The organism is Paenarthrobacter sp. 10N417, assembly GCF_056394745.1.
Map to the genome: position 1 here is coordinate 60869 of NZ_JBFTIL010000022.1, position 24217 is coordinate 85085.

The following is a 24217-nucleotide window of genomic DNA, read 5'->3' on the forward strand; positions in this document are numbered from 1 at the left end:
TTGACTCCGGCCGACCCTGAAGCCCCTGGTTCATCCAAGTGGATAAAACCCCCGCGGGGACAGTTTGTGGAGGAAAAGAGCGGCCTGTGTGGAGGAAGAGAGTGGCCAGCCTCGAAGAATAGACTGGCCGGTCTGGAGGAAGAGCCGGCTGCCGTGCATGTGCTGGTGCCCTACTTATCCAGCCGGAAGCATGGCAATGAGCACCGGCACGATTCCCAGACAAATGAAGGCCGGCAAGGAACAAAGGCCGAGAGGAACCACAAGCTTCACTCCCAGGGCGGCGGCTCGCTTCTCGGCGGCACGGAATTGCTCGCGGCGCTCCCTGGCCGCTTGGGCATAAAGAATCGAAGCCGAGGGCGCACCAGTCAAAGCGGCGAAAGCCAGAGCGTCCTTCAAACGCGCTACTTCGGGCTGATGCTGGGTGGGGTTTCGCCAGGCAGCGTCCCAGTCCGCCCCCATGGCCAGCGCAGCGACGACGGGACGGAGATCCTGGCTGATTTTCGGTGTGGCGCTGTGGGAAATCAGTTCCAATGCCCGCCCTATCCCGGCACCTGCATCCAGCATGGAAGCTACGAGTTCAAGCATCATGGCCGTGTCCCGAAGCCCGTCCCCTGCAGTGGCGGTATCTGGCTGAAGGCCGGGATCGCTCTTGCAGTTATGGTCGTCCTTGGAGTTACGGGCCTCGGTCAAACTTGCGTGCAGCCGGTCTCGAAACCCTGCCGGTCTGGCGAATCCGACAAAGGCTGCCAGAGCCAGTACTCCCACCAGAGCCAACAATTGAATTCCCAACATCATGTGGCCCCTACCGCCGAAGCGACGAGCCGGGAGGACCACACACGCCCTGCCACGGTCAGCAGAAGGCCAACGATCAGAGTGGCCACACCGAGGAAGTTACCCAGCAGGATTCCCAAGGGGTCCACCCCCAGGGCCATCCCCAGTACCAAGCCAAGTACCGGTAGCCAGGACAACAGCCTGACCGTGGCTTTGGGTCCAGCGAGGGCAGTTTGACGTGCCGCTTCAGAATCTTCCTCCGCTTCGAGTTGCGCTGCGAACCGGGTGAGGAGCTCTGCGAGTGGACAGCCGCTGGTTTCGGCTACATCCAGGCACGCAGCCAATTCCATCCAGATGCGGCGTTCTGTGCTTCCTCGGCCGGGATAGACCTTTGCGGAGGTGTTGCGAATTGCTTGTGCTGGTGAATTTCCAACGACCGAGGCTGCCCGCGCTGAGGCCAGCACCCTGACCGATTCCACTGAGATTTTTGGAGCGGGTTGGTGGCCTCTGCTCCTGGACTTGGCGCCCAGGCCAGGCCTGGAGCTATGGACGAGCCATAACTCTTCCCAAAGCTGCAATTGTCCACGTCCTCCTCGCAAGAGGGCAGCGAGCTGCTGCACCAACACCACGAGGGACAAGGGTTCTATCTTTGCCCGCCACACCCGGCCCCACGGCCCTTTGTCCGCTCCTGATGTTGCATGCTCTTTCCCAACACCGATCCCACTCAGGGATGAGGGCTTGGCGAGTCTTGCCCGCATTCGCCGGCTGCCGGCTTGGGGCGGCTTGAGCTGGAGCCATACCGCCAGCGCCAGGGCTAGAACCAGGGTGGGGATCACGAGTCCAAGCCCATCACCGTGAGTACATCCGAGCCGACGGATAAGCCCTGCAAAGATCCGCCCGCCTCGGCGGATGATCCGGGAGAAAGCCGTAAATTCAGCTCAGCCCAAGCAGGTCCATGCACCAGACCTTCGGGGCTCCATCGCAGTGCGGTCACCACTCGTTGGCCATCCAAGGAGTCAGTCAGCACACCGATTGAGCCTACTTTCCGCCCCAAAGGCGTCCGTTCCACGTGAATCACAACGTCCAATGCACTTGAGACCTGCAACCGCACGGCCTCGGCGTTCAACCCTGCAAGCGCGCCGAGGGCTGTCAGCCGTGCCGGAACTGCTTCCGCCGTGTTGGCGTGGATTGTTCCTCCACCGCCTGTATGACCGGTATTGAGCGCGGTGAGCAACTCGCGGACCTCGGCACCCCGGCACTCCCCCACAATGAGCCGGTCCGGACGCATGCGCAGGGCTTGACGGACCAACTCGCCAAGATCCAGCGCTCCACCTCCCTCAAGGTTTCCATGGCGCGATTCAAGCGTGACCACATGAGGGTGGATCGGGTTGAGTTCAGCGGCATCTTCGATCAATACCAAGCGTTCGGACGGGTGGCACAGCCCGAGCATGGTGGACAGGAGCGTTGTTTTCCCTGATCCGGTGGCACCACTGACAAGGAAGCTCAGGCGCCGCTCCACAATCGCGCGGAGAAGAGTCTCTATGTGCTGATCGAACATGCCAGCTTCCCGCAATTCAGCCATTGTGAAGGTTTCTTCGCGTCGAATTCGAATCGATAACAGAGTCCCCGCAGTTGATATCGGCGCCAGAACTGCGTGCACGCGATAGCCGCCTTTGAGCCTGACGTCCACGCAGGGAGAGCCGTCGTCCAACCGGCGACCACCTGCCGAAACCAGCCTTGCGGCCAGCGCCCTGACCTGCTGTTCAGAATCGAAATGCACCGGGGACCGTTCCAGGCCCCGTCCCCGGTCGAGCCAGACTGATTCGGGGCCATTGACAAAGATATCTGTGACCGAGGGATCGTGCGCAAGCTGTTGAAGGGGCCCTAGACCATTCAATTCCGCATTGATGGATTCCGCGGCTTCCAGTGCTCCCGAAGTACCCAACAGTTTGCCGCTGGCCTGCACGGCGGCGGCCACAGTCGAGGGTGTTACCGGCCCATTCCCGGCGAGGACGGACTCCCGGACCGTTTCGAGAAGCACGGAGTCCAACCGACGGCTCTGGCTGCGGCGCCCTCCCGTGAATGGTGTCCCTGTCCGTGACCATCCCGGGATACTTTTCTCCGACCGGCTCATTCACCAGCGCCGTTCAAGTCCAGCACGCCCCGGGCGAAGCGATTCACGGACTTGCGACGGCCCAGCTCAAGGAGCCGGCCGAGCTCGGTCCCTGCGGCCGCTCCTCGAATCTCCGGAAGAATCCCCAGGAGTGGCAGTCCCAACGACTCGGCAATGAGTTGAGCATCAACCGCCGAAGGGCCACCACCCCGGACCACCAACCCCGTGTCCAACGGTGGCAGCTCGTTGAGGATACGTGCCGCGGCAACAGCCGGTTTCAGGTGGGCTGTGGTCATCAACAGCATCTTCTCGCAGTCCCACGCAAAGGTTCGAAGGCATTCCTCACTGCGCCCAATGTCCACCACGACGAGTTCGAAACTTCGCCGCGCGGCATCCAGGACAGCGGCCACAGAACCGGCATCCGGCATAGTGAACGCTTCACGTGTACCCGGCCAAGACAGGAACGCGAAGCCACCGGCCACCGGCAGGGAGTCCCTGAATTGGACGGGATCGATGCTCCCCCGCGTTTCGGCGAAGTCCGGCCAGCGCAAGCCGGCCAGCTCTTGAACGGTGATTGCCAGTTCCAGGCCCCCACCCCAGGGATCCCCGTCCACCAGCATGGTGCTGATGCCGTGGCCCGCCGCTGCCTGGGCAAGCCAAATTGCCGTGGTGGAAGCTCCAGCCCCACCGCAGCCTCCAACAATCCCGATAACGAACCCGCCAGGTTCCGGCGAACCGGACACACTCAAGTACTCGGCCAACCAGTTTGCGGCCTCGGGAAGGACAGCTACGCGCTCTGCGCCCAGGGCAGCAGCAAGCCGCCACAAGCCGTCCCCCTCAACAGACCTGCCCAGTAAGACAGTGGGCGCCTGCCTTCGTGGCGGCAGCTCACGGATGTCGCTTCCCACCAGGACGACGTCGGCACCGTCCCAGCCGTGGATTGCCTCTCCGACGTCGGCGGCCAACTGGAGGCTGCCACCTGCCGCAGCAACAATCCTTCGCGCCTCCTCCTGAAGGTAGGCGTCGCCGGTGACGAGGAGGATTTCGGCAGCTTCACGCGGCATCCACGAGTTGTCCGTGGTCTGCCCCAAAGGTTCGCTGCTGGACCGTCTGTGCCGAAGCTGTCGCTTGCTCATGAAGCCACTTTCCCGGCGTCGAAGCCTTGGACGTAAGCTCTCAAACGCCCCATGTGGAGAACCCAGCCCAACCAAGGAGTGTGGAGGAACAGTTGCTGTACTGCGACAGGGCAGAATGGACACATGTATTTGCTGCTCGCCGCCCATCCGGACGGCGCAGCCATACAAAGAGTTTCTCCGTCCGGGAAGGCCACCACCGACGCGCGCGTCGTCACACGAGGTGAGTTGCCCGGCGTCGTCCGTGAACTGGAAAGCCAACGGCCCCGCTGGGTGTGGCATCGCGCGCAGGACTTCTACCCGGACCTCCTGGCGAACGGCGTGAAGCTGGAGCGCTGCCATGACCTCGCTCTCTGCGGAGCTATCCTGGCGCACTCCTCTCTCACGGCGCACACAGACTTCGCAAAGAACGCTGAAAAGCTCACGCAGGACGACGATTCAACGCCGCCGCGGGCACTCCAGCCTCCACCACCACCCGCCGATCAGGGCGCACTCTTCGAGGACTTCACCCCGAAGTCCAAGAGTCCGGGTCTCGCTGAACTGCGGGATGAGTTTGCTGCACAGCAGCATGCGATCGCCCAGGTCCCTGCAGAGGACCAACGGAGACAACGGCTGCAGTTGCTGCTCGCGGCCGAGTCCGCCTGTGCAATCGTTGCGGTGGAAATGCAACACGCCGGCGTTCCCTGGCGGGAAGAGGTGCACGAGCAGATCCTTGGGGACGTGCTCGGCCCCCGTCCGCCACTTGGGCACAGGCCCCAGGCACTTGAGATGCTCTGCAACGAATTGCGAGACATCCTCAAATCACCAAGCCTGAACCCGGACTCGCCACAGGACCTGATGCGCGCCCTTCATCGGAACGGCATCGAAGTCAAAAGCACCCGGCAATGGGAGCTCCAGGAGTCCAAACACCCCGCGATCCAGCCACTGCTTGCGTACAAGAAGCTCTCCCGCCTGCACACCGCGAATGGTTGGGCCTGGCTGGATGCCTGGGTTCAGGACGGCAGGTTCCATCCTGAGTACGTGGTGGGAGGCGTGGTCTCCGGCAGGTGGGCCTCACGTGGCGGCGGTGCCCTGCAGATTCCCCGGAATATCCGCGCGGCAGTACAAGCGGACCCTGGCCACAAGCTCATCGTCGCCGACGCCTCCCAGCTGGAACCCCGAGTCCTTGTAGCACTCGCCCAGGACACAAAAATGGCGGAGGCCGCACGCGACAAAGATCTTTACGCCGGTATAGCAGCACAAGGCTTTGGCGGGGATCGATCCAAGGCGAAGGTTGCGCTGCTCGGGGCCATTTACGGCGCCACCACCGGCGAATCGGGCAGGCTCATGCCGCAGTTGGCCCGCACGTATCCGCGAGCGGTGGGCTTCGTGGAGCAGGCAGCCAGGGAAGGTGAGGCAGGGCGGACCGTCACCACCCGTTTGGGACGAAGCAGCCCACCACCGTCCCACGGCTGGTTGCGAAGCCAACAGTCCACCACCGCCGAGGAGCAGCGGCGAGCCGACAACCTGGCACGCTCCCGTGGCCGCTTCACTCGAAACTTCGTGGTCCAGGGTTCAGCCGCCGAATGGGCGTCCTGTTGGTTGGCGGAATTACGACGGCGGCTGCGGGCCTTGCATGCCGAAGGCTTACCCTCAGGGGAACTCGTCTTCTTCCTCCACGACGAAGTGATGGTCCATGCCCAGGACGAAGCCGTAGACGCCTGCATCCAGGCGATCGAGGAGTCCGCAAACGCAGCGAAAGAGCTTATGTTCGGCCGGATTCCAGTCGAATTCCCGGTGAGTGTCGCCGTCGTCGATTCTTACGACAAAGCGAAATAGGCACCTGCTTGTCCGCCCCAGCTGTCCGGAGGAAACTGGCCACGTGGGCTCGGACGTGCGTGATTCCGTGGATTCGTACATGGCTTTCCAACTGGCAGAGCTGGAGGGCTGCTTGCCGCTGGTCGGCGCGGCTGACCAGGAGGCCGTCCACGGCGCACGCCTGGCGCTTCGGCGGCTCCGTTCTGTCCTTTCATGCTACGAATCCGTTCTCCCTGACGTCCCGGAGGCCACAGGCCGGGATGTCCGGTGGCTGGCGCGTTCCCTCGGTGAAGCCCGCGACGCCTATGTTCTGTCCCAACGTTTCACGCTATGGCTGGACGCGTCAGAGGCCTGGTTGTCGCCGGACGCACTCCATGAAGCCGTGAACGAGCTCCTGGCCAGCAGTAACGCAATGGCTACCCGGGTCGGGACCGGACGGCGATGGCAAGGAATCGTCAAGGCAACCCGGCAAGCCCTTCTTCCTGCAACTGCCGCTTTGGCGCCACGGGAAATTGACAACCATCCCAGCCTCCTCGAGGTGGCAGAACTCCTGCAGCCGCGTTGGGAGACGGTGCAGAAGAGTTTGGAAGCGGCGCAACGAAGCCTGGAAACGGACACCACGCAGGCTGATGAAGCAGAGCGCAACGACGTGCTCCATGACGCGCGAAAGGACATCAAAGTGTTGCGGTACTCCGTGGAGGCGGTGGCCCAAGTCCTGGGTACAGGCGCCACGGCAATCATCCAACCATCGATGGTCCTGCAGCGCCTCCTGGGGGAACAACACGACAGCGTGACTGGCCAAACATGGATAAAGAGCCTTGCGGAGATGCCCGGTGTGGAGTCCGTGGACGTCGAGGCCCTTCAAAGCATGGAACAGCGTCGGCTCGTCGAAACCGAAACCGACCTCCGGGCAGCACTGCTCAGCTCCCCTATCCCCGAGCCTCGCCGGATGCTGCTGGGTTGATCATTCACGCCGTTCGTCCCGGACGGGCATTCGCGGACGGGCAGCAGGCCGGACGTCAGCAGGCCGAAGTAGCCGGCGCCCCAGATTAGCTGCCGCCGTCAGAACAAGCCAGTCACATCCCGCAGTGTGATGGTGCATGACAATTCCTTGACCGGTACCCCAAAGTAACTTTCTTTCCCGGCGGCTTCTGGATACGTTCTCTAGGTGGGACCGGCACACCGGCCCACGACTGTTGCAAGGAAGCATCAAGGGGGACAGCACAAAAATGGCTGGCAGATTCGAAATTCTCAAAGACACCGACGGCTCGTACCGGTTTCGCCTTACCGCGGCGGACGGAACAGTTGTAGCGGAGTCACCAACGTTCAAACATCTCAAGGGCGTGGTGGACGGCATAAATGCAGTGCGTGAAAACGCCGCAACGGGGCTGATCGTGGACCGTTCGACGGCGAACCGCAGGGCCGCCTGAAAGGCACCTGCGGCGGAGCTGCTAGAGCTCGATCTCGTACAGCTTGTCCTGGTCCCAGGGGACCGTCCAGCCCAGTTCGTCGAACAACCCGCTGAGAACCATCCCGGTGAAGCCCCAGACCACCAGCCCATTAACGGTGAAACCCGGACTGGAGAAAGTGCGGCCGAAGCGGGAAATCGTGGCGGTTACCCGGTTGACGGGGTCCAGGAGATCGCGAACCGGCACCCGGAACACCTGGGCCGATTCGGCGTAGTCCACTACACGAACGGGCGACGGCGAGTCCCACCAGGCCAGTACGGGTGTCACCCGGAAATTGCTGCGGATCAGCCCCAGCTCCGGGATGACGCCCAGCACCTTGACACCGCTGACATCCAACCCGGTCTCTTCCACTGCCTCACGCAAGGCGGCAGACACCACGGAGTCATCCTCCGGATCCACACTTCCGCCCGGAAATGCTACTTGGCCGGGGTGATCGTCCAGGGTGTGAGCACGTTCAAGCAGGAGAACGTCGAGATCCGCTGGCGCAAAGGGCCGTCCGGATTCGGCCGGGACGTTGTCCAGCACGCCAAAGAGCATGAGCACGGCTGCGGCGCGATTGGTTTCAGGCGTGACGGGCAACTTCGCCCAGTGGGAAGAATGCTGCTGCTCGCCGGCCTCAAAACGGGCTACTAATTTGGCGAGGTCCTCGAACGCGGTCACCCGGGCCTCCTCTGCGATTCCATCCGGATCTCCGCCGCCCTGTGCGTCTCGGCCAGCAACTTCTCCAACAGTGCCTCATTGCCCGGCGCGAGCTCATACTTCAACAACTTCGCCGCCTTAACGGGGTCGGTCTCGCCGTCGCCGTAGCTGGGACAGAGGCTGGCAACCGGGCACGCTCCGCAGGCGGGTTTCTTAGCGTGGCATATCCTGCGGCCGTGGAAAACCACGCGGTGCGAAAGCATGGTCCAGTCCCGTGGTTCAAAGAGTTCAGCGACGTCGAATTCGATCTTCACCGGATCATCGGATGCCGTCCATCCGAACCGGCGGGCCAGCCTCCCGAAGTGCGTATCCACGGTAATTCCGGGGATACCAAAAGCGTTCCCAAGGACCACGTTGGCTGTTTTCCGCCCAACGCCAGGCAGCGTTACAAGATCCTCGAGGCGACCTGGAACCTCGCCGTCGTACTCGTCCACCAAGCGGGTGCTAAGAGCCAGGACGTTCCTGGCCTTTGCCCTGAAGAAACCAGTGGGCTGCAGGATCGATTCCAGCTCAGCAGGGTCCGCTTCCGCCAGGGCACGGGCGTCCGGGTAGCGTGCGAACAGGATCTTGGTGACCTGGTTGACCAGTACATCGGTGGTCTGGGCTGAGAGGACTGTGGCCACCACAAGCTCAAAGGGGTTCCGGAAATCCAGCTCGGCGTGAGCATAAGGGTATTTCTCAGCGAGGATCCTGTTGATCTTGCGTGCCCGGCGTTTCAAGGCCAGCACGGATCCAGCTTCAGCGATGGTCACAGCGTCCTTCTCAGCCGCGTTCGATGTTGCTGAGCTCCCGCAGGACCCCAACCTTGCCGTCGGTGTCCTGAACCAGGAATTCCTCGCCACGATCCTCGAGGGCCAGAACCCAACCGCCAGGCTCAATGGTGAAGGCCGGAGCGCCTGTCCGTTCGTCATAGGCAGTTCGGGGCTGGGCTACGGCAAACCAGAAGGCCTCATAGGCAGGAGAATCTTCCGAACGGCTGGACGGGTCCACAGTGGCGCCAATGGAGTCGCTCACAGAACGGGTGTCGGGGGACACGATGGGCGTGGCCATGGTGGCAGCCCATGCGCGCTCATTAGGTGGCGTCTGGGCGGCGGGCTGCTGGGGGGCGGGCTGCTGGGCGGCGGGCTGGGGCGCTGCGGCTTGCGCAGGGGCGGGCTGCTGGGCGTGCTGGGTGGTGGCCGGAGCTTGCGACTGCGGTTCTGCCGGGTTGCCCACTACAACGTCGGGCTCGGCTGGTGAAGGCTCTGCTGGCGAAGCCTGAGCTGGCGACCCGGATGCAGCCGGGGTGACGGCGGGGGCCGCAGCGGTGGGCGAGGGACCAGTGGCGGGCGAGGGACCGGCGGCGGGGGCGGCAGCTTGGGGTTCCGCAGGAGGCGTGGAATCCGCCGAATGCACGACGGCGGGCCCACCAGTTGGGGCCGGAGCAGTTGGGGTCGGAGCAACGGGTCCGGATGTGGCTGGCGGAACGTAGGGGCTTGCGCCGGCTGGCGGAGCATAGGGATGGGCGCCAGCGGAACCCGCACCCTGCGGCTGATACCCGGAGGTCTGGAATCCCGGAGTCGAGGCGCCGCTGGCTGGCTTCGGCGCTTTGGGTTCCTTAGGAGGCTTCGGGGCAGCAGGTTTACGGGTGGGAATCGCGGCCTGGCGGGCAACGATGTGGGCCGGCGTTTGAGCGCGGCCCTTGAAATCAGCCGACAGGAAGGGCAGATGCGGGGCCAGAACGGTGGCCGCCAGCAAGCCCACGGAACCCACCAGGCCCAGCAGGACACTGCCGTTGAAGGAATCGGCGATCGTCAGGAAGAACAGCGGTACTGCGAATGCGGCCGTCACGGAAGCGAACTGGTCAATCGACAGCGAGCCGACGCGGACAATGGTCCCGGGCTGCAGGCGGCGGGCAACGAAAAGCGCCACAACCACCACAGGCAGGATGATTCCCAGGAGAAGGAAGAAAAGGCTGCCCACGTTCCAAAGGTTATAAAGGCCACGGAACATGGGCAGCAGTGAGGCGATGAACATCAGGAGTACAGAACCGAAAACCGTGAGGTCACGAATGGTGAAAGGGCCGGCAACAGCCTCGTATTTGGTGGGTGCGCCTGAGGCGGACTTCGCAGCTGTGGCGGTGCCGGCGTCGTTCGCCTTTCCAGCCGCGGTGTCCGGTCCCGTCGGGTGTGAGTCGTGCGGGCCTGGGCTCAGCTGGTTCATCTATTTCTCCTTCGTACGGCGGCGCCTTGGACAGTCCGGACCGGTATTTTCCGCAGGTTTCCGCGGAAAACCGGGCACACCTGACGATGCGTCCCAAGACTTATTCAGCCTATGCCACGCCACTGACACTCTTCTAGCTGAAATCGGTCACGCTGCTCCGTCCACAGGGAACTCCAAGGTTCCTTACAGTCAACGAATGCCAAGTGTCGTCATGTAAGCGGTTCCTGACAACCAAAGCAGCCATTCGTCGCCGAATCCGTACCGCTCGCTGAGCCATTTGTGACCACGCACACGTAGGACCTCCCAAAGCGATAATGTTGAAGGCGGACAATACTCTGCGGACCCTCCGCGGGACGCACTACGACGGCTCACGCCTGGAGTGCGGACCCACCGGCGGCGTCCGCGCAGCAAAGATCGATGAATGATGAGGTTCACCATGTCCCAGGACACCACCGGATCCACGACCACCGCTGCAGCGTCGACGCCGCAGAACGGTCCGGCACCACACGTCGAGGCTCTCGAGAATTTGCTCCACGAGAACCGTAAGTTCCCGCCATCACCTGAGTTTGCCGCGAACGCCGTGGCTACCGCCGATGAATATAAAGAGGCCGAAGCGGACCGTCCCGCGTTTTGGGCGAAGCAAGCCCGCGAGCTGCTCAGCTGGGACAAAGACTTCACGCAAGCCCTGGATTGGTCGGATCCGCCGTTCGCCAAGTGGTTCGTCGGTGGCGAAGTCAACGCTGCGTACAACGCTCTGGACCGGCACGTGGAGAACGGTTTGGGCGACCGCGTTGCCATCTACTTCGAGGGCGAGCCGGGAGACACCCGCACGTACACGTATGCGGAGCTGACCGAGGAGGTCAAGAAGGCTGCGAACGCGTTCGAAGCCCTTGGCGTGGCAAAGGGAGACCGCGTGGCGGTGTACCTGCCGATGATTCCCGAGGCCGTCATCACGCTCCTCGCCTGCGCCAGAATCGGTGCTGTGCACTCGGTAGTGTTCGGTGGCTTCTCGGCCGACGCGCTCCGTTCCCGCATCGAGGACGCCGAGGCCAAGCTCGTGGTCACCGCCGACGGCACCTACCGCCGTGGCAAGCCCAGCCCCCTCAAGCCGGCTGTGGACGAAGCCTTGTCCAAAGAAGGACACACGGTCGAAAAGGTGGTTGTCGTCAAGCGCAACGGCGAGGACGTCAACTGGGTTGAGGGTCGCGACCTCTGGTGGAGCGAGACGGTAGATGCCGCCTCAACTGAGCACACCGCCGTCGGGCATGACTCCGAGCATCCGCTGTTCATCCTTTACACCTCCGGGACCACGGGCAAGCCCAAGGGCATCCTGCACACCACCGGCGGGTACCTCACCCAGACCGCGTACACGCACAAAGTGGTCTTTGACCTGCACCCGGAAACGGACGTGTACTGGTGCACGGCCGACGTCGGATGGGTCACCGGCCACTCCTACGTCGCCTATGCGCCGCTGATCAACGGCGCCAGCCAGGTCATGTACGAAGGCACCCCGGATTCCCCGCACCAAGGCCGTTGGTGGGAACTGGTGGAGAAGTACAAGGTCTCCATCCTCTACACCGCCCCCACCGCGATCCGCACCTTCATGAAATGGGGACGTGAGATCCCGGGCAAATACGATCTGTCCTCCATCCGCGTCCTGGGCTCCGTGGGTGAACCCATCAACCCCGAAGCATGGATGTGGTACCGCGACGTCATCGGCGGCAACGCCGGCAAGAACGGCGAACGCAAGGAAAACCCCGCACCGATCGTGGACACCTGGTGGCAGACCGAAACCGGGGCGCAGATGATCGCACCCCTGCCCGGCGTCACGGCCACCAAGCCCGGTTCGGCGCAGGTACCGCTGCCCGGCATCGCCGTGGATGTCGTGGACGAGAACGGCCAGTCCGTGGCCAACGGTGAAGGCGGCTACCTCGTGGTCCGCGAACCCTGGCCCTCCATGCTGCGCGGTATCTGGGGAGACCCGGAACGGTTCAAGGACACCTACTGGTCCCGGTTCGAGTCCATGTACTTCGCCGGGGACGGTGCCAAAAAAGACGAAGACGGTGATGTCTGGCTCCTGGGCCGCGTGGACGACGTCATGAACATCTCCGGCCACCGCCTCTCCACCACCGAAATCGAATCCGCCCTTGTCTCCCACCCCTCAGTGGCTGAAGCAGCCGTCGTCGGCGCCACCGACGAAACCACCGGACAAGCCATCGTCGCGTTCGTCATCCTCCGCGGTGACGCCGCAAACAACGGTGAAGAAACAATCCTGGAACTGCGGAACCACGTCGGCAAGGAAATCGGCCCCATCGCCAAACCGAAACAACTGCTCATCGTTCCGGAACTACCCAAAACACGCTCCGGCAAAATCGTCCGCCGCCTCCTCAAAGACATCGCAGAAGGCCGCGACACCGGCGACGCCACCACCCTCGCCGACCCCGGCATCATGAAACAAATCGCCGAGTCCCTCAGGAAATAGCAATCACGACGGCGCCGCTCCCCTCCCAAGGTGAGCGGCGCCGTCGTGTGTTCAAAAGGATGGTGACGGCGCCGGGACTGCATTTGCCACCCGGGAGCACCACTGCGTCCTAGACTGGAGCCAGAATCAGCCTCATGTTTGATGAGGCTCTCCAGAAAGGCCTTGATGCTTCAGGCAGCACGCCACTCCGCCATCATCGATGCCGTCCAGCGCGAGCGCGTTGTACGGGTATCGGACCTCGCCCAATTGCTTGGCGTCTCCCCCATGACCGTCCGGCGCGATATCGAAGCCCTCGAAGAAACCGGCCGCGTGGAGCGTATCCACGGCGGGGCCAAGCTTCCCGGCGATGCCAGCACCCACGAGCCTGGCTTTGAGCTCAAGTCCACGCAGCTGACCGCGGAAAAGCATGCCATTGCGGTCGAGGCTGCCTCGCTCGTCCATGAAGGCATGGCGATCGGGCTCAGTGCAGGAACCACCACGTGGGCGCTGGCGCAGGAGCTCGTCCATGGTCCCAGAATCACTGTGGTTACCAACTCCGTGCGGATTGCCGACCTCTTCCATCACGGGTCTTCGTCGGGGCCGGCCCGGTTCGGCTCCACCGTGATCCTGATTGGTGGCGAGCGCACGCCGTCGGACGCTTTGGTGGGGCCGATTGCGACGTCCTCGCTCAAGCAGCTTCATCTGGACGTCCTGTTCCTGGGTGTCCATGGCATGGATGCACAGGCGGGTTTCACCACCCCCAATCTGCTCGAGGCCGAAACGGACCGGGCGTTCATGGCATCAGCCCGCAGCACTGTGGTGCTGGCCGACTACAGCAAATGGGGTGTGGTGGGCATAGCATCCATTGCCCAGCTGGAGGAAGCCGACGAGCTCATCACGGACTCGAACCTGGGCGAGGATGCTCGCCGCGTACTCGCCGAGAATGTTGCGAAGCTGAGAATCGCGGACGTCCAGGCCAAGTAGGCTCTCATACCGCGGGTGGAGGCCGGTCCGCAGAGTTCAGCCGCCGGACTGACGCCTTGGCATAGGCCCGGCAGCCAAGCTGGATCCATGAACGCCATCCTCCATGCCCAGCACCTCACCAAGCATTATCCCGGCAGCGTCGCGCTGGATCACGTGGACTTCGCCGCAAATCCAGGCGAATCCATTGCCATCATCGGGCCGTCGGGTTCCGGTAAGACCACCCTTCTGCACTGCCTCGCCGGGATTTTGAGGCCCGACGCCGGTACGGTCACCCTGAGCTCGGCGGCCGGTCCGATCCGCTTGGATTTCCTCGGAGATGGGGCGCTTTCCCGTCTCCGCCGGGAGGAATTCGGGTTCGTTTTCCAGCAGGGCATGCTGCTGCCGGAACTGACTGCCGTTGAGAACGTGGCCTTGGCGCTGATGTTGAACGGCACCGATCGGACCACCTCCGAGGCCCGTGCCGCCGAGTGGCTGGCGGCCCTTGGCCTGGCCGGCATGGAACAGCGCAGGCTCGGCGAATTGTCTGGCGGGCAGGTCCAGCGGGTGGCCATCGCCAGGGCCCAGGTCACCGGGGCACGCATCGTCTTTGCGGACGAACCCACAGGCGCTCTTGACTCTGCTACCTCCAATGAAGTCCTTGACGTGTTGCTTCACTCCGTTGCAGCCAATGGTCGGACACTGCTGGTGGTTACGCACGATCCCAACGTGGCTGCACGCTGCCAACGCGTGGTGGAGCTGCGTGACGGCCGAATCGTGGCGGACACCGGCAGTGCTGTTTCCTCTTCAAGCCAGCCATCCTCTTCAAGCCAGCCTTCCTCTCCCAGCCAGCCGGCTCCGGCCACTACCAATTTCAAGGGTGCGTTCAATGTCTAGCCTTGCCCTGGCCCTACGCCTCACCCCCTACCTCTCGCGAAGCAGCAGCCTTCGTCAAACCGGGCTGCACCAAACCAAACTGCGCGACGCCGGGTTGCCGATTCTCGCGTTCGGCACCGTCACGGCACTCCTGCTGACGGTGGCTGGCGGTTCCCAAGTCTTTTGGTCCTGGTCTGATGACATCGCAGGCACCTACCAGGCGCTGGCCGTCGTCGCGATGGTTTTGCTCGTCATACCGCTGCTGACGCTCGGTGCCTCGGCAGCGCGACTCGCCGCCCGCCGTCGTGATGACCGCCTGGCGTCGCTTCGTCTCCTGGGGGCCAGTAGCGCCACGGTGGTGTGGATGACGGTCATAGAGTCAACGGTCCTGGCGACAATCGGCGCGCTGGCCGGTGCCGGGCTGTATGCCTGCACGGCACCGTTTCTAGGGTTGATCCAGTTCCGGGGACAGGCGATCGGTGCTCACGCGTGGCTGTCCGTGCCATCAATTCTCGGATGCATCCTCGCGGTCTGCGTACTCGCCGCTGCGAGTGCTGCGCTTGGCCTCCGCAAGGTTGTGCTGACGCCGCTGGGCGTGCGGACCAGGCAAACGGCCGACGGCGCCCACTGGGTTCGCGGCCTCATTGCGGCCCTGGTGGTGGTCTTCGGAGTAATGGCCATGGGCATGCTGAGCAGCTTTGGCGCGTTTATCGTGATTATCGCCGTGATGGGCGGCTGCTTCGGACTGGCGCTGCTGGCACTGAACCTGATGGGGCCGTGGGTCCTGCGGCTTCAGGCGTCATCGCAGCTCAAGAGGGCAAAGCGGCCCGAGCAACTGCTCGCTGCACGGACAGTCCTGGAAAGTCCCAAGGAATCGTGGCGACAAGTTGGGGGCGTCGCGATGACCAGTTTTGTGGGAGTGTTCGTGGGCGTCGGCATGGCGGTAGCGGACACGATGGGCGGCAGCGCGTCGGATGAAACCACGCTGCTCGTGAGCGATATCAACACCGGCGTAATGATCACCCTGCTGGGCTCGTTCCTGATGGTGGCTTGTTCCGCCGGCGTAAACCAAGCCGCCGCCGTGCTCGACGGTGCCTCCACCCTCGTAGCACTGGACCGGGTAGGGATGCCGCGGAAACTAATGGTGGCCGCGCGGGTCAAGGCGGTGATGTCGCCGTTGCTCCTGGTGGCAGGTATCTCTGCGGCGGCAGCAGCAGCGTTGGTTCTGCCACTGGCGGGTCCAGCCTTGTTGACCCGGCCCGTCGTGTTCCTGACCGTCGGGGGAGTTTTTGCGGCCGGTTTCCTGTTGGTCCGGCTCGCCCTGGCCGCGGGCACCGCCCAGATAAGCCAGGTGCTCGCCCGGCCCGAGCGTTACGCCAGCATGGACTCGTAAACCCCCGGATGCTCTCTCACATCGGGGCCCTTTTTGACCGACGTTCTCTCACGTAAATGGAGGATGTGAGAGAACATCGGCAGTCAAACCGGGAGGATGTGAGAGAACGTTGGAAGGCTCACTTACAGCCGCACGACTGGCGCACGATCAACTCCGTGGGCAGGATCCTGTGCTGCAGTGCTTCGCCCCGGCCCTCGCCCACGAGTGCCCGAACAGCCGCTTCAGCCATCTCCTCCACAGGTTGCGCCACGGTGGTCAACGCGGGCCAACTGTATTCGGAATCGAGGGATCCGTCGAAGGACACCACGGCCATGTCATCGGGAACACTGAGCCCCGCCTCGTGGAGGGCGCGGAGGATTCCGATGGCCTGCATGTCGTTGCTGGCGAAGATTGCCGTGGGTCGGTTGGCCATGGCGAGGAAACGCTTGCCCACCGCGTAACCGCCCGGCCTGCTGAACTCCCCATGAAGCATGGGGCCATCCGGCAGTCCTGCCTCGCGCAAAGTTCTAAGCCAGCCCACTTCACGTCCGTCGAGCTGGTTGCCTGTGTTGGTTCCGATGGCGAGGCCAATGTTTGTGTGGCCGTGGCCTATGAGGTGCTCCACGGCCGCCCGGGCGCCTGCTTCGAGGTCCACACCTACGCTGGTGAACCCTGGCGGCGAGCCAGCATTGTTCAGCAGCACCGACGGGATTTCCGAGGCTTCAAGGTCGGTCAGATCGGGATCGAACACGCAGCTCGCCAGGAACACTCCGTCCACTTGCCGTGCGGCAAGGTTGCGGATGTTTTGCCGCTCTTTGGCCAGGCTGCCGCCGGAGTTGGTGAGGACCATGCCGTAGCCAAGTTCAGCCGCAGCATCTTCAACGGCGTGGGCGAGCTGCGAGAAAAAGGGGTTGGTATTGTCCGGAACAATCACGCCCACGGTTTCGCTTGAGCCGAGCTTCAGAGCCCGCGCCGCAGCGTTGGGACGGTAGCCAAGGATGCGGATGGCGTCGCGCACTTTGGCTTCCGTCGCCGGGGCCACGTTCTTGGGCCCGCCGTTCACAACGTAACTCACGACGGCGGTACTCACCCCGGCGTACCGGGCCACGTCCTTGCGTGTAACCGGTCCGCGCGGGGTTTGTACTGCCGAAGTTGTCATGACGTAAATGCTAGCTACAAGGAGGGAGCGTCGCCGAAGTCCCGGATGGGAAGGCGTTCGCCGCCACGGAGGGCAGATTCGTGGGCTACGATTCCGGGCAAGGTGAAGCGGGCCGCGACCCAGGCGTTGACCGGCGGAAGCGTTCGGTTGTTGACCGCCGTGACAAAGTCATCCACGAGGAACTGGTGGCTGCCTTCGTGTCCGTTGGGCGCTCCGAGGAATTCCTCGGGAAGCCGTGATTGATCGTGGACTGGCGCCAGCCCGGAAATGAAGGCATCCCGGAGCTCCGGGGCCACGTCAGCCAACGATGGATCGTCGGCTGACATCGTGGGCTTCGTCTCGACTTGTTCCGAGACGTCTTCCACCTTCGTTTTGTCCTGCCACACAGTGGTGGTTGCCAACTGCTCGAAACTGGCTTCGGTGCCAAAGAAGCGGAAGCGGGATTCGCGCAGATGTGAGGGATAGCCGACCCGGCGCATCTCATTGGTGCGCATCGCACCGCCGTCGTTCATTTCGAACAATGCCGTGGCATTGGAGAAATCGTTGGCGAACATACTGACGTCTTTATCGAAGACGCCATCTCCGCGATCGTCCTTGACCCCGATGCAACTGACGCTGACAGCGTGCGCCGGTACTGCGCCGAGGACCCCGCCGATAGCGTGCGTGGGATACAGCATGGGCGGATAGCTCGCCGTTTCCTTCCACCGTTCGCCACCGCTGTACTGGTAGGCCTCGTAGAAACCCAGGTCCATGTCGTGGACGTAATCGCCTTCGGTGTAGAAGATCCGGCCAAACTTTCCGGCCGCGTGCTGTTGCCTGGCGAAGACTGTTGCGGGGTTGTAGTAGCTGGTCTCCCCCATGGCGTAAACGAGCTTGGTTTCGCGGACTGCCTGGATGATGCGCTCGATTTCCGCTTCGGAGATCGCCATCGGGACGGCTGAGTAGACGTGCTTGCCAGCGCGCAACGCTCGCTCGACGAGGGGTCCGTGAGTCCACCGCTGCGTGAAGATGGCGACAGCATCGACGTCGGACTCCAGGAGTTCCTCAAAACTTCCCAGCACTCCATCAAGGCCCCAGCGTTCCTGGGCCGCTGCGGCGCGCTCGGGTAGTTCATCCACCACGTAAACGGCTTTGACGCCGGGGTGGAGTTTGAAGAGGTGCGCGAACTGGCTGCCGAACTGCCCGACACCTAGAACACCGATCGAAAACGTCATCGTTTGCCTTCCCTGAAGCTGACTTGGCAGCAGTTGTAGTGGCCCCTCACTGGGCTCGTTTGAGTCTTTCACTGCGATCTACACGAGTCAACAAATTGGACATAAACGAACAAATATTCCCAAAAAGCTTGCATCGTTCTGATCTACTCGTGTAGATTCTATCCCAGTTGTTACCCACATCACAGTCAGGAAAGGGTCGACGATGACCACGCTAACCAAGCAACCGGGCAACGCCTCACGGCGGTCAGCCAGGAATCTCCTGGGCCGGCAACCCCGCAAGCTGCAACCTGCCAAACGCAGCATGACAAGCCGCCTCGGTGACCTGAAGATCGCACTCTTCTTCATCTTCCCCGCCGTTATCGGCTTCGTGGCGTTCTTTCTGATCCCCACAATTCGCGGCATCTACCTCAGCTTCACTGAGTACAGCATCCTCGGCGAACCCACCTGGATTGGGCTAGGGAACTACACGGCAATCTTCGGCGATGAACTGTTCTGGAACGCCATGGGAGTGACAATCCAGTACGTTGTCCTGAACATCGGCTTCCAGACGGTGATCGCGCTGGGACTCGCACTCCTGATGCACCGGGTGGCCAAATCCACGTTCATCCGGGGCGCACTCCTGCTGCCCTTCCTGGTGGCCAACGTCATCGTCGCCCTGCTGTGGTTCTGGATGCTGGACTACCAGCTGGGCATCGTCAACGAGGTCATGAGCTGGGTGGGCCTCCCCCGCGTCGCCTTCTTCGGCAGTGAGCAATGGGCGATTCCCACCATCGCTTTCGTGAACGTTTGGCGACACATGGGCTACACGGCCCTGCTGATCTTCGCGGGCCTCCAGTCCATCCCCAACCACCTCTATGAGGTAGCAAACCTCGACGGCGCGTCCCCGGCCCGGACGTTCTGGAGCGTCACCATGCCGCTGCTCCGCCCGGTGCTGGTACTCGTGCTTGTGGTCACCGTGATCGGTTCCTTCCAGGTCTTTGACACTGTGGCCGTCACAACCAACGGTGGACCCGTCAACGCCTCGCGCGTAATCCAGATGTACATCTACCAAAAAGCCTTCGGCGAATCCGATTTCGGCTACGCCTCCGCATTGTCCGTGATCCTGTTCGTCATTCTCGCCCTGGTGGCCTTCGTGCAAATGAAGTTCCTCAAGGGCAACGAATCGGACCTGGACTAAGCCGGATTTGGAATAAGGAGAGCCGCCATGACTACTTCAACCGCACCTCGTAAGAATGTCTCCAGCCAGAACCCACCACGCACCACTTCGTCCCCAAAAAAGCCCACTAATTGGCGCCGGGTTGGCGCCTGGGTGCTGGTCGGCGTCGCCGTCGCCGTAACTATTGCCCCGTTCCTTTGGATGCTGCGGACGGCGCTGTCCAGCAACAGCGCGTTGGCTTCCAACGCCGGAAACCTCCTGCCGGCCGACTTCAGCTGGGGCGCCTTCAAGCGCGTCCTCGGGCTGCAAACCACCGAAGAGGCGATCGCCGATGGCGGCTCCGGTGCCGCCATCAACTTCTGGCTGTACCTGCAAAACTCCATCATTTTCGCTACCGTCACGACAGCCGGCCAGGTGTTCTTCAGCGCCATGGCCGCATACGCCTTCGCCCGATTGCGCTGGCCTGGCAGGAACAAAGTGTTCGCCGTGTTCCTGACCACCATGATGGTTCCGCCGATCTTCACGGCGCTGCCCAACTTCCTCATGATCAAGAACCTCGGGCTGCTCAACACCATGGCCGGGATGTCCCTGCCATTCCTGTTCATGACCCCGTTCGCCATCTTCTTCCTGCGCCAGTTCTTCCTCAGCATGTCCCGCGAGGTTGAGGAAGCGGCAATGCTCGACGGCGCCAAGCACCTGCGCATCTTCTTCCAGATTGTGCTTCCCAACGCCGCCGCCCCCATCGCCACCCTGGCGCTGCTGACCTTCATCGGGCAGTGGAACGAATACTTTTGGCCGCTGCTGGTGGGCCAGGACGAGAGCGTCCGGGTGCTCACCGTAGGCCTCAGCGTCTTCAAATCGCAGTCCCCACAGGGCGCCCTCGACTGGTCCGGGCTCATGGCCGGAACTCTCGTCGCCGCGCTGCCCATATTCCTTCTCTTCATCGCCTTCGGCAAGAAGGTCGTCAACTCCATCGGATTCTCCGGAATCAAGTAACCCGCACTCCCCAACGAAAGGTTCGTCATGAAGAAAACCCTCGGCGTCGCCGCTGCTGCCGCCGCCATCGCCCTGACAATGTCCGCCTGTGGCGGTTCCGCCCCTGCTTCCTCCGAGGCCAAGGGAGAAATCAACTACTGGCTCTGGGACGCCAACCAGCTCCCCGCGTACCAACAGTGCGCCAATGATTTCACCAAGGCCAACCCGGATATCAAGGTCAAGATCACCCAGCGCGGCTGGGACGACTACTGGACCACATTGACCAACGGTTTCGTCGCAGGAACAGCGCCGGACGTTTTCACGGACCACCTGTCCAAGTACCCGGAGTACGCCGCGAAGAAGCAGCTTCTGCCCCTCGATGACGCTGTGGCAAAAGACGGAATCAAGCTTGATGCCTACACCAAGGGCCTCCCGGAGCTCTGGGTGGGCCAGGACGGCAAGCGCTATGGCCTGCCGAAGGACTGGGACACCGTAGGCCTGTTCTACAACAAGGCAATGACTGACGCGGCAGGAATCACCGCGGAGCAGATGGCCAACCTTGATTGGAACCCCAAGGACGGCGGCAGCTACGAAAAGACGATCGCGCACTTGACCGTGGACAAGAACGGCAAGCGCGGAGATGAAGCCGGTTTCGACAAGAACAACGTAGCTACTTATGGCCTTGGACTGACTGGCAGTGGCTCGGGCCAAGGCCAGACGGAGTGGAGCTTCCTCACGGCAACCACCGGCTGGACCGCCACCGACAAGAACCCGTGGGGCAGCAAGTTCAACTACGACGACCCCCGCTTCCAGGAAACCATCGCCTGGTGGGCCGGCCTGGTGGACAAGGGCTACATGCCCAAGCTTGAGACCACTGTTGGAGCCAGCATGGCGGACAGCTTCGGTGCGGGAAAGGCCGCGATCAACAGCAACGGTGACTGGTTGATCGGCCAGTACAAGACGTACAAGGGCATCGAGACCGCCTTTGCCCCGACGCCCAAGGGCCCCAACGGTCAGCGTGCCAGCATGTTCAATGGTTTGGCTGACTCCATTTGGGCGGGCACCAAGAACCCTGCCGCCAGCGTGAAGTGGGTGGAGTACCTCGGCTCTACTGCTTGCCAGGACGTCGTAGCCAGCAAGGCCGTCGTCTTCCCGGCCATCACCAGCTCTTCCGACATCGCCGCCAAGGCCTTCGCCGATAAGGGCACCGACGTTTCCGCCTTCACCACGCATGTGAAGGAAGGCACCACGTTCCTGTTCCCGATCGCGGACAAGGCCGCAAAGGTGGACGGCATCATGAAGCCGGCCATGGATGCCGTGCTCTCCGGCAAGAAACCTGCGTCTTCATTGACTGAAGCCAACAACCAGGTCAACGCCCTCTTCAAGTAAACCTCCCGTTGTGGGGCCTGCTCTGCGCGCCTTCGTGCCCATTTGCACCGCAGAGTGGGCCTCACACAATCTTTTTGAAAGCGACTCACACCCATGCACCCGCTCCATCTCCGTTCCGCCGGTACCAGCCTGGTGATAAGTACTCACCGAGGAGAGGCCGAAATCTCCCACTGGGGAGCAGACCTGGGCGACGCCCTTCCGGACCTTTCCATCCTCAATGAGCCCATCCCTCCTTCCTCGATCGATGCCAACGTACCGGCCGGGCTCCTCCCCCAGGCCTCCTCCTCATGGCAGGGTCGAACAGGGTTGCGGGGACACCGGTTTACCGATGGCGTCCCCGGCTACGACTTCTCTGTACGCCTGCGGGTGGTGAACGCGACCGCGGACGGGTCGTCAGCGTCGATCGTTCAGTCAGATCCCGACGCCGGGATCACCGTCACGAGCAACCTCACCTTGCACCCAGGTGGTCTTTTGGAACTGCGGCACACAGTCACCAACGACGGCACGTCGCCTTTCCAAGTAGACGAATTGGCGACGATGCTCCCGGTGGCGCCGGACGCCGTCGAGCTTTTGGACCTCACTGGCCGTTGGTGCCGCGAACGGCACCCGCAACGCAGGGCCATCCAGCAAGGAACCTGGGTCCGCACTGGCCGGCACGGGCGTACGGGACACGATTCCTCACTGCTCCTTGCAGCCGGAACCGCAGGCTTCGGCAACCGACACGGCAAAGTCTGGGCCACACACTTGGCGTGGAGCGGAAACCACGAGCAATTCGCTGACAACGTGGCCGATGGCCGCACCATGATCGGCGGTTCCGAACTCCTGGGCCCCTCCGAAGTCGTGCTGCAATCCGGCGAAAGCTACACCACACCAGCATTGTTTGCCGCCTACTCCGATCGGGGCTTGGACGGAATCAGTGAAGCCTTCTACAGCTGGTTCCGGTCCCGCCCGCACCACGTGGATGTCGCTGGCAAGCCAAGGCCAGTTGTCCTCAACACGTGGGAAGCCGTGTACTTCGATCACAACCTGGAGACCTTGATCGAGCTGGCCGAGTCCGCCGCGGACCTGGGCGTTGAGCGGTTCGTGCTCGACGACGGGTGGTTCCGCGGACGCCGGGACGACCACGCAGGCCTCGGTGACTGGTACGTCGATGAGACCATCTGGCCTTCAGGCCTGACGCCCCTGATTGATGCGGTGACTTCCCGTGGGATGGAATTTGGGCTCTGGGTAGAACCGGAGATGGTGAACCTTGATTCGGACATCGCCCGCGCCCACCCCGAGTGGATCGTTGGACCATCTGCCCTGTCCTTCAAGGACGGTGGCCGGCTCCCACTCGAATGGCGGCACCAGCACATCATTGACCTCGTGAACCCCGAGGCCTGGCAGTACATTTTTGATCGCATTGACACCCTGCTGCGGGAAAACAACATCAGCTACCTCAAGTGGGACCAAAACAGGGACCTCGCGGAGCACGGCCATGCAGGCCGTTCGTCCGTGCATGAACAAACCCTTGCCGCTTACCGGCTCTTCGATGCCCTCCGTGCGGCGCACCCGGGTGTCGAGATCGAGAGTTGCTCCTCCGGCGGCGCCCGAGTGGATCTCGGGATCCTGGACCGCACTGACAGGATCTGGGCCTCGGACTGCAATGACGCCTTGGAGCGGCAAACCATCCAGCGCTGGACCGGCATGGTGGTTCCGCCGGAGCTGGTGGGCGGGCACATCGGGCCCACTATGTCCCACACCACGGCGCGGACGCATGACTTGTCCTTCCGAGCCATCACGGCGCTGTTTGGGCACTTCGGCATGGAGTGGGACATCCGCGAAGTCCAGGGCGCTGAGCGCGAGGAACTGAAGCGCTTCATCAGCCTGTACAAGGAGCACCGCGGGTTGATCCACACTGGACGGATGGTGCGCGCAGATCTGGCGGACGAGTCGATGATGGTGCACGGGGTTGTCGCTGACTCTGTTATTGACGATGCCACGCACGACGGCGGCATTGCAGTGGGTGCCACCGCAGCCCTTTTCGCCGTGGTCAAGACGCGGACTGGCTTCGCCGAACAGCCCGGGCGTGTAACCATTCCGGGGCTGAAAGCGTCCCGTTCCTATCGTGTGGAAGCGATCTTCCCCACACCGGCGGATGCTGATTACGGGCACACGTTCATCGAAGCACAGCCGGTCGCCTGGTTGGCCGATGGTGCTGTGGCAACGGGACGCTTCCTTGGCGAGGTGGGCCTTCCCATGCCCGTGCTGAACCCCGAGCACGCGCTTCTGCTGCGGTTCACAGCCCTCTAACCTTCTCTCACATCCACACGGCTCCCGGGGATCTGCGCTCGTCAAGTTTTTGAGACAGTTCTCGTTGTTGTTGGTTAGGCGGCCAGGGGTTGCTGGGCGGTGGTGTGGTGGTTTGCGTGGGCTGTGGCGGGTGGGAGGCCGCCGGCGCGGCGGTTGGGTCGGCGGCGGTTGTACCAGCC

The 24217-nt window shown here is 62.8% G+C and carries 20 protein-coding genes; 11 read left to right on the forward strand and 9 right to left on the reverse strand.

Annotated elements, in window-relative coordinates:
• Nucleotides 1-174 precede the first annotated feature (174 nt).
• From AC1DCM_RS21960 to ssd, 4 genes are read right to left on the reverse strand one after another with little or no spacing between them, the layout of a single operon-like run.
• Entirely contained in the window at nucleotides 175-792 is a 618-nt protein-coding gene (locus AC1DCM_RS21960; RefSeq protein WP_477519728.1) for a type II secretion system F family protein, read from the reverse strand.
• The gene (locus AC1DCM_RS21965) at nucleotides 792-1607 is read right to left on the reverse strand and encodes a type II secretion system F family protein (protein ID WP_477519713.1); all 816 of its coding nucleotides are present in this window, start codon (nucleotides 1605-1607) and stop codon (nucleotides 792-794) included. Before AC1DCM_RS21965 ends, AC1DCM_RS21960 begins: the two co-directional genes overlap by 1 nt.
• Nucleotides 1604-2905 carry a TadA family conjugal transfer-associated ATPase gene (locus AC1DCM_RS21970; RefSeq protein ID WP_477519714.1) on the reverse strand — a complete coding sequence of 434 codons (1302 nt, stop codon included), beginning with the start codon at nucleotides 2903-2905 and terminating at the stop codon, nucleotides 1604-1606. Before AC1DCM_RS21970 ends, AC1DCM_RS21965 begins: the two co-directional genes overlap by 4 nt.
• Nucleotides 2902-4020, reverse strand: coding sequence for a septum site-determining protein Ssd (ssd, locus tag AC1DCM_RS21975; RefSeq protein WP_477519715.1), 1119 nt, complete (start codon nucleotides 4018-4020; stop codon nucleotides 2902-2904). The genes AC1DCM_RS21970 and ssd overlap by 4 nt, the downstream gene beginning before the upstream one ends.
• Before the next feature lie 123 nt (nucleotides 4021-4143).
• Here ssd and AC1DCM_RS21980 point away from each other — a divergent pair, with 123 nt between their 5' ends.
• The 3 genes from AC1DCM_RS21980 (at nucleotide 4144) to AC1DCM_RS21990 (ending at nucleotide 7244) form a co-directional block, all read left to right on the forward strand.
• On the forward strand, nucleotides 4144-5835 hold the full coding sequence (locus tag AC1DCM_RS21980) for a bifunctional 3'-5' exonuclease/DNA polymerase (RefSeq protein WP_477519716.1): 1692 nt from the start codon (nucleotides 4144-4146) through the stop codon (nucleotides 5833-5835).
• 79 nt (nucleotides 5836-5914) lie between these two features.
• Complete coding sequence (locus tag AC1DCM_RS21985) at nucleotides 5915-6778, forward strand: CHAD domain-containing protein (RefSeq protein WP_477519717.1); 864 nt, start codon at nucleotides 5915-5917, stop codon at nucleotides 6776-6778.
• Between the two features lie 265 nt (nucleotides 6779-7043).
• The gene (locus AC1DCM_RS21990; RefSeq protein WP_442003434.1) at nucleotides 7044-7244 is read left to right on the forward strand and encodes a YegP family protein; all 201 of its coding nucleotides are present in this window, start codon (nucleotides 7044-7046) and stop codon (nucleotides 7242-7244) included.
• A gap of 21 nt (nucleotides 7245-7265) precedes the next feature.
• On the opposite strand, the gene AC1DCM_RS21995 is transcribed toward AC1DCM_RS21990, so the two are convergent.
• The 3 genes from AC1DCM_RS21995 to AC1DCM_RS22005 are packed head-to-tail and all read right to left on the reverse strand — an operon-like array spanning nucleotide 7266 to nucleotide 10184.
• On the reverse strand, nucleotides 7266-7943 hold the full coding sequence (locus tag AC1DCM_RS21995; RefSeq protein ID WP_442003433.1) for an NUDIX hydrolase: 678 nt from the start codon (nucleotides 7941-7943) through the stop codon (nucleotides 7266-7268).
• Nucleotides 7940-8734, reverse strand: coding sequence for an endonuclease III (gene nth / locus AC1DCM_RS22000; RefSeq protein ID WP_442003432.1), 795 nt, complete (start codon nucleotides 8732-8734; stop codon nucleotides 7940-7942). The genes AC1DCM_RS21995 and nth overlap by 4 nt, the downstream gene beginning before the upstream one ends.
• A 10-nt stretch (nucleotides 8735-8744) precedes the next feature.
• Nucleotides 8745-10184 carry a hypothetical protein gene (locus AC1DCM_RS22005; protein ID WP_477519718.1) on the reverse strand — a complete coding sequence of 480 codons (1440 nt, stop codon included), beginning with the start codon at nucleotides 10182-10184 and terminating at the stop codon, nucleotides 8745-8747.
• Nucleotides 10185-10620: 436 nt separating this feature from the next.
• Between AC1DCM_RS22005 and acs the strand changes: the two genes are divergently transcribed.
• The 4 genes from acs to AC1DCM_RS22025 all read left to right on the forward strand — a co-directional run bounded on the left by acs (nucleotide 10621) and on the right by AC1DCM_RS22025 (nucleotide 15874).
• Nucleotides 10621-12666 (forward strand): acetate--CoA ligase, encoded by a 2046-nt coding sequence (gene acs, locus AC1DCM_RS22010; RefSeq protein ID WP_477519729.1) that lies wholly within the window; start codon nucleotides 10621-10623, stop codon nucleotides 12664-12666.
• 165 nt (nucleotides 12667-12831) lie between these two features.
• Nucleotides 12832-13629 (forward strand): DeoR/GlpR family DNA-binding transcription regulator, encoded by a 798-nt coding sequence (locus AC1DCM_RS22015; RefSeq protein WP_216927051.1) that lies wholly within the window; start codon nucleotides 12832-12834, stop codon nucleotides 13627-13629.
• A gap of 87 nt (nucleotides 13630-13716) precedes the next feature.
• Nucleotides 13717-14502 (forward strand): ABC transporter ATP-binding protein, encoded by a 786-nt coding sequence (locus AC1DCM_RS22020; protein WP_477519719.1) that lies wholly within the window; start codon nucleotides 13717-13719, stop codon nucleotides 14500-14502.
• Nucleotides 14495-15874 carry an FtsX-like permease family protein gene (locus AC1DCM_RS22025; protein ID WP_477519720.1) on the forward strand — a complete coding sequence of 460 codons (1380 nt, stop codon included), beginning with the start codon at nucleotides 14495-14497 and terminating at the stop codon, nucleotides 15872-15874. The genes AC1DCM_RS22020 and AC1DCM_RS22025 overlap by 8 nt, the downstream gene beginning before the upstream one ends.
• Nucleotides 15875-15992: 118 nt before the next feature.
• Here AC1DCM_RS22025 and AC1DCM_RS22030 read toward each other — a convergent pair whose 3' ends face one another.
• Both AC1DCM_RS22030 and AC1DCM_RS22035 read right to left on the reverse strand, forming a co-directional pair.
• Nucleotides 15993-17012, reverse strand: coding sequence for a LacI family DNA-binding transcriptional regulator (locus tag AC1DCM_RS22030; RefSeq protein WP_477519721.1), 1020 nt, complete (start codon nucleotides 17010-17012; stop codon nucleotides 15993-15995).
• A 14-nt stretch (nucleotides 17013-17026) separates the two neighbouring features.
• Nucleotides 17027-18226 carry a Gfo/Idh/MocA family protein gene (locus AC1DCM_RS22035; protein ID WP_477519722.1) on the reverse strand — a complete coding sequence of 400 codons (1200 nt, stop codon included), beginning with the start codon at nucleotides 18224-18226 and terminating at the stop codon, nucleotides 17027-17029.
• A 202-nt stretch (nucleotides 18227-18428) separates the two neighbouring features.
• On the opposite strand from AC1DCM_RS22035, the gene AC1DCM_RS22040 reads away from it, so the two are divergent.
• From AC1DCM_RS22040 to AC1DCM_RS22055, 4 genes are all read left to right on the forward strand, one after another.
• Nucleotides 18429-19403 (forward strand): carbohydrate ABC transporter permease, encoded by a 975-nt coding sequence (locus AC1DCM_RS22040; protein WP_442003426.1) that lies wholly within the window; start codon nucleotides 18429-18431, stop codon nucleotides 19401-19403.
• 27 nt (nucleotides 19404-19430) lie between these two features.
• On the forward strand, nucleotides 19431-20378 hold the full coding sequence (locus AC1DCM_RS22045; protein ID WP_477519723.1) for a carbohydrate ABC transporter permease: 948 nt from the start codon (nucleotides 19431-19433) through the stop codon (nucleotides 20376-20378).
• A gap of 27 nt (nucleotides 20379-20405) precedes the next feature.
• Entirely contained in the window at nucleotides 20406-21746 is a 1341-nt protein-coding gene (locus AC1DCM_RS22050) for an ABC transporter substrate-binding protein (protein ID WP_477519724.1), read from the forward strand.
• A 93-nt stretch (nucleotides 21747-21839) separates the two neighbouring features.
• Nucleotides 21840-24038, forward strand: a complete 2199-nt coding sequence (locus AC1DCM_RS22055) for an alpha-galactosidase (protein ID WP_477519725.1) — start codon at nucleotides 21840-21842, stop codon at nucleotides 24036-24038.
• The last annotated feature ends 179 nt before the right edge of the window (nucleotides 24039-24217 follow it).

Bases quoted from the DNA above. Each gene is read 5' to 3' on its own strand.
- AC1DCM_RS22045 (WP_477519723.1), top strand. From the start codon at position 19,431: ATGACTACTTCAACCGCACCTCGTAAGAATGTCTCCAGCCAGAACCCA.
- AC1DCM_RS22030 (WP_477519721.1), bottom strand. From the start codon at position 17,012: ATGACAACTTCGGCAGTACAAACCCCGCGCGGACCGGTTACACGCAAG.
- AC1DCM_RS22020 (WP_477519719.1), top strand. From the start codon at position 13,717: ATGAACGCCATCCTCCATGCCCAGCACCTCACCAAGCATTATCCCGGC.
- acs (WP_477519729.1), top strand. From the start codon at position 10,621: ATGTCCCAGGACACCACCGGATCCACGACCACCGCTGCAGCGTCGACG.
- AC1DCM_RS21960 (WP_477519728.1), bottom strand. From the start codon at position 792: ATGTTGGGAATTCAATTGTTGGCTCTGGTGGGAGTACTGGCTCTGGCA.
- AC1DCM_RS21985 (WP_477519717.1), top strand. From the start codon at position 5,915: ATGGCTTTCCAACTGGCAGAGCTGGAGGGCTGCTTGCCGCTGGTCGGC.
- AC1DCM_RS21990 (WP_442003434.1), top strand. From the start codon at position 7,044: ATGGCTGGCAGATTCGAAATTCTCAAAGACACCGACGGCTCGTACCGG.
- AC1DCM_RS22035 (WP_477519722.1), bottom strand. From the start codon at position 18,226: ATGACGTTTTCGATCGGTGTTCTAGGTGTCGGGCAGTTCGGCAGCCAG.
- AC1DCM_RS22040 (WP_442003426.1), top strand. From the start codon at position 18,429: ATGACCACGCTAACCAAGCAACCGGGCAACGCCTCACGGCGGTCAGCC.
- AC1DCM_RS22005 (WP_477519718.1), bottom strand. From the start codon at position 10,184: ATGAACCAGCTGAGCCCAGGCCCGCACGACTCACACCCGACGGGACCG.
- AC1DCM_RS22055 (WP_477519725.1), top strand. From the start codon at position 21,840: ATGCACCCGCTCCATCTCCGTTCCGCCGGTACCAGCCTGGTGATAAGT.
- AC1DCM_RS22025 (WP_477519720.1), top strand. From the start codon at position 14,495: ATGTCTAGCCTTGCCCTGGCCCTACGCCTCACCCCCTACCTCTCGCGA.
- AC1DCM_RS22015 (WP_216927051.1), top strand. From the start codon at position 12,832: ATGCTTCAGGCAGCACGCCACTCCGCCATCATCGATGCCGTCCAGCGC.
- AC1DCM_RS21980 (WP_477519716.1), top strand. From the start codon at position 4,144: ATGTATTTGCTGCTCGCCGCCCATCCGGACGGCGCAGCCATACAAAGA.
- AC1DCM_RS22050 (WP_477519724.1), top strand. From the start codon at position 20,406: ATGAAGAAAACCCTCGGCGTCGCCGCTGCTGCCGCCGCCATCGCCCTG.
- AC1DCM_RS21970 (WP_477519714.1), bottom strand. From the start codon at position 2,905: ATGAGCCGGTCGGAGAAAAGTATCCCGGGATGGTCACGGACAGGGACA.
- ssd (WP_477519715.1), bottom strand. From the start codon at position 4,020: ATGAGCAAGCGACAGCTTCGGCACAGACGGTCCAGCAGCGAACCTTTG.